The organism is Devosia sp. Leaf64 (assembly GCF_001421945.1).
GTDB lineage: Bacteria > Pseudomonadota > Alphaproteobacteria > Rhizobiales > Devosiaceae > Devosia.
In genome coordinates, this window is the sequence record NZ_LMLO01000004.1 from 1 (window position 1) to 6446 (window position 6446).

A 6446-nucleotide genomic window follows, 5' to 3' on the forward strand; every position below is an offset into this window, starting at 1 on the left:
AGCATCCGACTACGTGCAATCCTTCAAAATGCCGCTTGCGTCTTACGGGGCGTCCACAGATGGATTGCGGACTGGCGGCTTTTGGATGGACCCAACGCAGAAGCGGACATTGCTCGAGCGGGATATCGTGAGCGGCGAGGTGACCGGCCATTTTTGGCGACTGCGCTTCGGAAAAACCGGCCTTTGCGAGAGTGCCTGAGTCGACGGATCACTTTCCGAGGATTATCAAGTTTGCTCTGGTGACAGCAGACGTCGAATGGCCGCTGTACTGGACTCATGACGCCGAAGATTAGAGGTCTGCAAACTCGGGGTCTGACCCATCCGTGGTGAACTGCAAGAGATAGGATTTACCCTCGGCATCCATGGCGTGGCAACCAATCGTCATTGGGCCGTTGTATGGATTGCGGTACGAGCAGCTCCCATCAGTTTCAGTCGCTGTTGGTGGAACGCCGTCGATTCCCAGGTTCAGGATTACTTTGTCGACGCTTTGCAGCTGGGAATCCGGATCTGGCTTTTTACCCTCCATGCCGCTGAACGTAACTATCGTTCCTTTGTCGCCAATGACCAGCGTGAACCCTGTCCTTCCAGTGTCGTAGATCGACTGCATGATCATCCCAGAGCAATGAGCGGAGAAGTCATCTCCAGCCGCAATGAGACGGTCGCAGGTACCGGTCAGCGACGCCATCCCGATAAGCCCAGGAATGTCCTGGGCGCTGCTCACGGAAGGCAAGGCAAGGCCGATGGCCGCTACTCCAAATGCCAGATATCTATTCATTTGCCCTGTCCTCATCCCCACCGGACCCATTGAAGGGACCCGAGTCCGTCAGGAATTCGGCTGCTATCAAGTTTGCGCTTGGTTCCTGTTTATCTATTGAGTACAATAGATAAATCAGCCATGCCAAGCAAATAAAGCAGGACGCTGAGAGGGTGTAAACAACGCCAGAAATTTGGGACACTGCTGTGAAAATCAACGTGGAAGTCGACATCGCTGAAAGCTTTGCCTGGCACATTGATGCCGCAGTGACCCGGCTGCGTTATTTGTATCCGGATTGGAGCATTTCCGCAGACGTTGCGAAGGTCAATGTCAGCGTTGAATCAGACAGCCAGGCGTCGCTGGCTCGTCGTGAAATCAATTACGCCCTTTATCGGGAACGCATCCGAGCCGAGGGAGCGCCTCTGCGCGAGCTTCTGTTGAAGTCGGTTATGTCGTGATGCACGTTTGGCCGCTCCAATTTCGGAACATTGGCGAGGACATCCTGATGTCCAACGAGGCTGGCTCGTGGTTTCTCGCCAAACCAGAGTTTCTCGACCGATACGCATCGGGAAGGGCCAGCGAAGACGATGAAGCCTATTTGCGGAAATCCGGACTTGCCTTCGAGAAAGTCGGCGATCTTGCGTTTACCTCTCATGCTTTTCGATGGAGTGCTCGGCGCACCGCCACCGCGAGGGCCATAGATTACGTCATTCTTGTTCCGACGCTTCGCTGCAACCTCTCGTGTGATTACTGCCAGGTCTCGAGGGCGGCGGAAGGGGCGAAGGGGTTCGATTGGAGCGAAGAAACCCTGGCGGGGGTTCTCACCTATCTCGATAAGCTTACGACCGACCGCATTCAGATCGAATTCCAAGGTGGTGAGCCACTCTTGCGGTTGGATATTTTGAATGTCGTCCGGGACTTCTGCCGACGCCGTTTCAAGCAGTCACGGTTCGTGGTGTGCTCGAATTTCCAGATCGTGGATGAGGCTATCTGGGACTTTTTCGCTGACGACGATACCCAGCTCAGCACATCAATCGATGGCGATGTTGCGACCCATACTCACCAGCGTACCGGCAATGTCGATCAGACGTTGGCGCTGCTTTCCAACCTCGAAGAATTCGTAAAGCGCTTTGGGCATGGTCGCATGTCTGCGCTTCCGACGATCGACCCTCTGAATCCGCCGAACCTCGAAAGTCTTGTTGAGACCTATGGGCGCTTTGGCATCCACTCAGTTTACCTGAGACCGATCAACCGCCAGGGTTTTGCCCGCCGCCGCCCTGAGACAGTTGGGGAGTTGGAGGCTTGGAATTTGCTCCATGCCCAGTTCATCGATTTGATCGTGGAGCAAAACTGGGAGCGCGAGGTCGTCGTTGAAGAATATTACTTCACGCACCTGCTACGCCGCATTTTGGGGCTTGGCGCAAACGGTCATGTCGACATTCGCAATCCCAACCCGGTAGGCGCCAACTACGTGGTTGTCGATTACGACGGCACGCTTTTCCCGACCGATGAAGCCCGCATGATGGCCCGTATCGGCCAGATCGATCTCTCCATCGGGAATGTCGAGGATGGCGAAGACTGGTCAAAGGTCGCCGGCCTGAACTCCGCCTCCTTCAACGATCAAGACCCCGACTGTCAGCATTGCGCCTACCAACCGTTTTGCGGCGTCGATCTTATCGACGATATTTCACGCTATGGGCGGATCGATATACCGCGTCATGAAACCTTCTTCTGCCGTCGGCATCTGGCGCTTTTTGACAAAGCCTTTGCCATGATCACCAGCAAAGATCCGAAGATCCAGCACTCGCTTTGCAAGTGGCTTGGCATTGAAACGTGGCCCGCCTCCTACTCCGAGGTAAAGCCATGATCTCATTGATCGTGCCGGCTGATATCCGCGGTGCTGAGAAACCCTTTGTCGTTCGGCTGACAGCAGAGGCTTCACACGTTAACGACGCAGTGCTTCGTCAAACGGACCCAGATACCCTGCTGGTCACCTACGGTCGCACGCGGGCGCGTCTCAATGGATCTGACACCTCCCAATATGCGGGCGATGTGGTTCTGCTCGATCCGGAACGAGCGATCATGCACCGGCTGATCCGCGCAAAATCACGGCATAACACTTTCGTGGTGACTGAGCGGTGCGACCAGCTTTGTGTGATGTGTTCACAACCACCGAAGAAGACCCACTTCGACAATTTCGAGCATTTCGAGAAAGCGTCGCAGCTGGCGCCGACGAATGCCGTTTTGGGTTTTTCGGGCGGCGAACCGACCCTATACAAGGATCAGCTATTCGGCCTTCTGGAAAGGGTGCACGACGCCCGGCCCGATCTTCGGTTTCACGTTCTGACGAACGGACAACATTTCACCGATGCTGATATCCAATTCTTCAGCTCGCCAGCAGGACGCAAGGTCCAATGGGGCGTGCCGCTATATGCCGCCGATCGTGCACTGCACGATTCAATTGTTGGAAAAATTGGCGCCTTTGAGCGGCTTCAAACTGGCTTGGCGATCTTAGGTCGCTCCGGCGCGCAGATCGAACTTCGAACTGTTTTGACCCGGATGAACTCTGAAGTCCTGACGGAGCTGGCGCACTTCATCGCCCGCTTTGTCCCGTTTGCAGCGCCTTGGGCGATTATGCAGCTCGAACGGATCGGCTTTGCGAAGAACCGCTGGAATGAATTGTTTTTCGACAATTCGGTCGCGTTCGATCGATTGGCTGAAGCGATCGACATAGCAAGAGTCTCGGACATCCCTGTCCTCCTCTACAATTTCCCGCTTTGCACTGTGCCGCCGGCCTATCGGGCATTGGCGCCAGCAACGATCTCTGACTGGAAGAACAAGTTTCTACCCGAATGCGACGGGTGCAAGCTGCGCACTTCCTGCAGCGGCTTTTTTGAATGGCATAGCGACCAAGCTTACCTGAGGCTCGAGCGGCAATGAAACTGAAGCGTTTTCTCATTCCTGGCTTGGCCGCCATAGGAATTCTTCCGCAATCTGCTGCAGCCATCCCGGCGCCAGAGAGCTCGCATCCCACGACGGATGCGAAGCCAACATTATTTCAGACCTTCAAATTGCAGCACGTTTTCACGCTTGCAGGTCACCGGTCCCATTCCAGTCACTCGTCGCATTCAAGCCATCGCTCATCATCAGGTGGTGGGTCGGTTTACCGCGCCCCGGTCTATACACCGCCGCCGACACCCCGTTACACCGCACCGGCGCCCACCTACACCCCGCCTGCACCTGCGACTGTTTACACGCCGCCCACGGTAACGACGCAGCTCTACTCTCCTCCGGCTTCCGATAGCACCTCACCATCAACGATTTTGCCGAGCTCACCAGACGCAGCTCTGAAGGTTCTGCCAGGGAATTCAGACAAGTTTCTGGAAATCGCCAAGCAGGTGCAGTTGGGGCTTTACAGCTGGGGTTATTACACCGGCGAAATTGACGGAATTGTCGGGCCAGCAACTCGCTTGGCCATCTCCTCGATGCAGGCCGACTGGAGCCTCAATGTTACCGGAACGATCACTCCAGAGGTCCTCGATGCGCTCAAAATTGTGGCGGAGTAGCCTTTTCGGTCTCGGCATGTTTGTGGCTGGTGCTGCATTTGCGACCGCTGCTGCCCCAATGTGGCGTGTAGGTCTGACAGCGGTTTATCAAGACGACTATGCCAGCCTGTCGTACCGCTGCGACTACGCGATGCGGGACCACCTGATTGCCAAACAGCGCCTGGACCAGGATCCTTCAAAGGCAAACGTCGATGGCCTTCGTGCCATGGAAATTGGCTTGATCGCCTGCCAGGACTACGACCTTCTGCGGAAGCACTTGATCCGTTGGGGCCTGAGCGAAAACGATTTGAGCGAGATGGCCTTGGTCGCGATCGAGGACCGGGCGCAAAACCTTGCCGACGTGGTGCGCATCCATGAAATCCGTTATTAATCCGCTCCTCTATGCTGGCATCCTGGCGATGGTGCCGCTGACCGCGGCTGCGGACAGCATGCGTGACAACGTGTTGCGCGAGGCCCTGCTAAGAAACGGCCTGATGCCGTATCAAGAGACACACGTTGAGACCGACGCGGCCCTGGTCGCGGCCGGAAAGCTGCTTTTCCAATCGAAAGATATGTCGCTGGACCGACAGACCGCTTGCGCGTCTTGTCATGTTGATCGCTTCGGTTCTGCGGATGGCTTGGCAAACGCCGTAGGCACTGGTGGTGAAGGCGAAGGAATGCAACGCCTGGCGGGTGGTGGCGATATTATTCCTCGAAACGCCCTGCCGTTCTGGGGCAGAGGAGGCAAAGGGTTCGACATCTTCTTTTGGGACGGAAAGGTCGATGCCTCTTCCGGAACGATACGCAGTCAGTTCGCGGGTTCAGAGCCTTCGGACGACCCGCTCGTGGTTGCTGCTCACCTTCCGCCCGTCGAAGTCGGTGAGATGGTCGACGATGCCCCTCACAACGACCATCTCGAAGGTGAAAGCGTGGAAGCCGCTCAGGTGGTCTACAACACGCTTGTTGACCGCATCAAAGCCAGGGATGACATCGGTCCAAAGCTGGCAGCGGCAAAAGGCAAGGCCGTTAAAGATCTCGAATTTCTCGACATGGCCGAGGGGATTGCCGCATTCATACGAACCAATTTCCGTCTCCAAGATAATCCGCTCAATCAGTTCGTGTTCGAAGATGGCAGCCTGTCAGAACAGCAGCTGGCAGGCGGGCTGATCTTTGTCGGGAAAGGGCGATGCGCTGCCTGTCACAGCGGCCCCTACTTCAGCGACTTCCAGTTCCATGCCATCGCTACGCCGCAGCTTGGTTCGGGTAAGAACGGCTTCGGCATCGACTACGGTCGCTTCAACGTCACGATGCGAAACGATGATCGATATCTGTTCCGCACACCGCCCTTGTGGAACGTCACCAAGACGTCACCCTATTTCCACTCTGGATCGGTTCAGCGTCTCGAGGATGCAATTCGATTGCACATCGATCCCCTCGCTGGCCTTTCACCCGAAACGATGACAGGCGAACAGCGGGTCCAATTTTATGACCAGCTGAAATCCTGGGCGTCTGAGCCGATCTCTGGAGTTTATCTCGACGACAAAGAGATCGCCGATCTTGCAGAGTTTTTGCGGCTACTGGAGTTTGAAAGCGCCGAGCCGGTGATGGAGACCGATTGAAAGTCAATGATTGTCCGCGTGCCTGACTTTCCGCCGAAGCAGTTCAAGCCGATTACGCGTCTCTCGCAGTTTAGGGATGCTGGTATTGAGCTTATCAGTCACTGCAGTTCTGGAGACGGGCATTCGCACCAGATAGACCTCGCTGCAGCGCTCGAGACTTACGGCGATGCAGAGGTCGATTATGACTTTAAGCAAAAGCAGCTCTGCCCTGACTGCGGAGCGCCTGGGGGTGGACTGACGATCCGTGCGCCTGCTGCTGACCAAACATCCGGCAGTTCTAATGTTGGTATGTGACTGCTAAGTCCTGGGGGCTCCCCCCTCTTGAGGGATCGGTTTGGGGGTGGAATGCGGAATGACCGCTTTTATTTTGTTGACTAGCAAACCGGACGTTTATTTCCATCGAGAAGTCGCGTGAAAACTTGATCAATCACGAAGCCGATGGAACAAATCATTCAGGCCACGAATTGTCGCCAAATTTCACCACTGTCCGATCGCGGATATGTACCGCATCGCCAAAGCGACAGGGCC

Annotated in this window: 8 protein-coding genes; 7 read left to right on the forward strand and 1 reads right to left on the reverse strand. The window is 55.7% G+C overall.

Annotation, left to right across the window (positions count from 1 at the left end):
- The coding region (locus tag ASE94_RS21315) for a hypothetical protein (protein WP_210166227.1) at positions 1-199 on the forward strand (199 nt) is incomplete at its 5' end.
- A gap of 90 nt (positions 200-289) precedes the next feature.
- On the opposite strand, the gene ASE94_RS02020 is transcribed toward ASE94_RS21315, so the two are convergent.
- The gene (locus ASE94_RS02020; protein ID WP_156351755.1) at positions 290-775 is read right to left on the reverse strand and encodes a hypothetical protein; all 486 of its coding nucleotides are present in this window, start codon (positions 773-775) and stop codon (positions 290-292) included.
- 185 nt (positions 776-960) lie between these two features.
- On the opposite strand from ASE94_RS02020, the gene ASE94_RS02025 reads away from it, so the two are divergent.
- From ASE94_RS02025 to ASE94_RS02050, 6 genes are read left to right on the forward strand one after another with little or no spacing between them, the layout of a single operon-like run.
- The gene (locus ASE94_RS02025; protein WP_062629002.1) at positions 961-1212 is read left to right on the forward strand and encodes a hypothetical protein; all 252 of its coding nucleotides are present in this window, start codon (positions 961-963) and stop codon (positions 1210-1212) included.
- Entirely contained in the window at positions 1212-2621 is a 1410-nt protein-coding gene (gene hxsB, locus ASE94_RS02030) for a His-Xaa-Ser system radical SAM maturase HxsB (protein WP_062629003.1), read from the forward strand. The genes ASE94_RS02025 and hxsB overlap by 1 nt, the downstream gene beginning before the upstream one ends.
- On the forward strand, positions 2618-3694 hold the full coding sequence (hxsC, locus tag ASE94_RS02035; RefSeq protein WP_062629004.1) for a His-Xaa-Ser system radical SAM maturase HxsC: 1077 nt from the start codon (positions 2618-2620) through the stop codon (positions 3692-3694). The genes hxsB and hxsC overlap by 4 nt, the downstream gene beginning before the upstream one ends.
- Complete coding sequence (gene hxsA / locus ASE94_RS20400) at positions 3691-4320, forward strand: His-Xaa-Ser repeat protein HxsA (RefSeq protein ID WP_082460786.1); 630 nt, start codon at positions 3691-3693, stop codon at positions 4318-4320. The genes hxsC and hxsA overlap by 4 nt, the downstream gene beginning before the upstream one ends.
- Positions 4295-4690 carry a TIGR03982 family His-Xaa-Ser system protein gene (locus tag ASE94_RS02045; protein ID WP_244483918.1) on the forward strand — a complete coding sequence of 132 codons (396 nt, stop codon included), beginning with the start codon at positions 4295-4297 and terminating at the stop codon, positions 4688-4690. Before hxsA ends, ASE94_RS02045 begins: the two co-directional genes overlap by 26 nt.
- A complete protein-coding gene (locus ASE94_RS02050) occupies positions 4674-5918 on the forward strand; it encodes a His-Xaa-Ser system-associated MauG-like protein (protein WP_244483920.1) in 1245 nt (414 codons plus the stop codon). Before ASE94_RS02045 ends, ASE94_RS02050 begins: the two co-directional genes overlap by 17 nt.
- Positions 5919-6446: the final 528 nt, after the last annotated feature.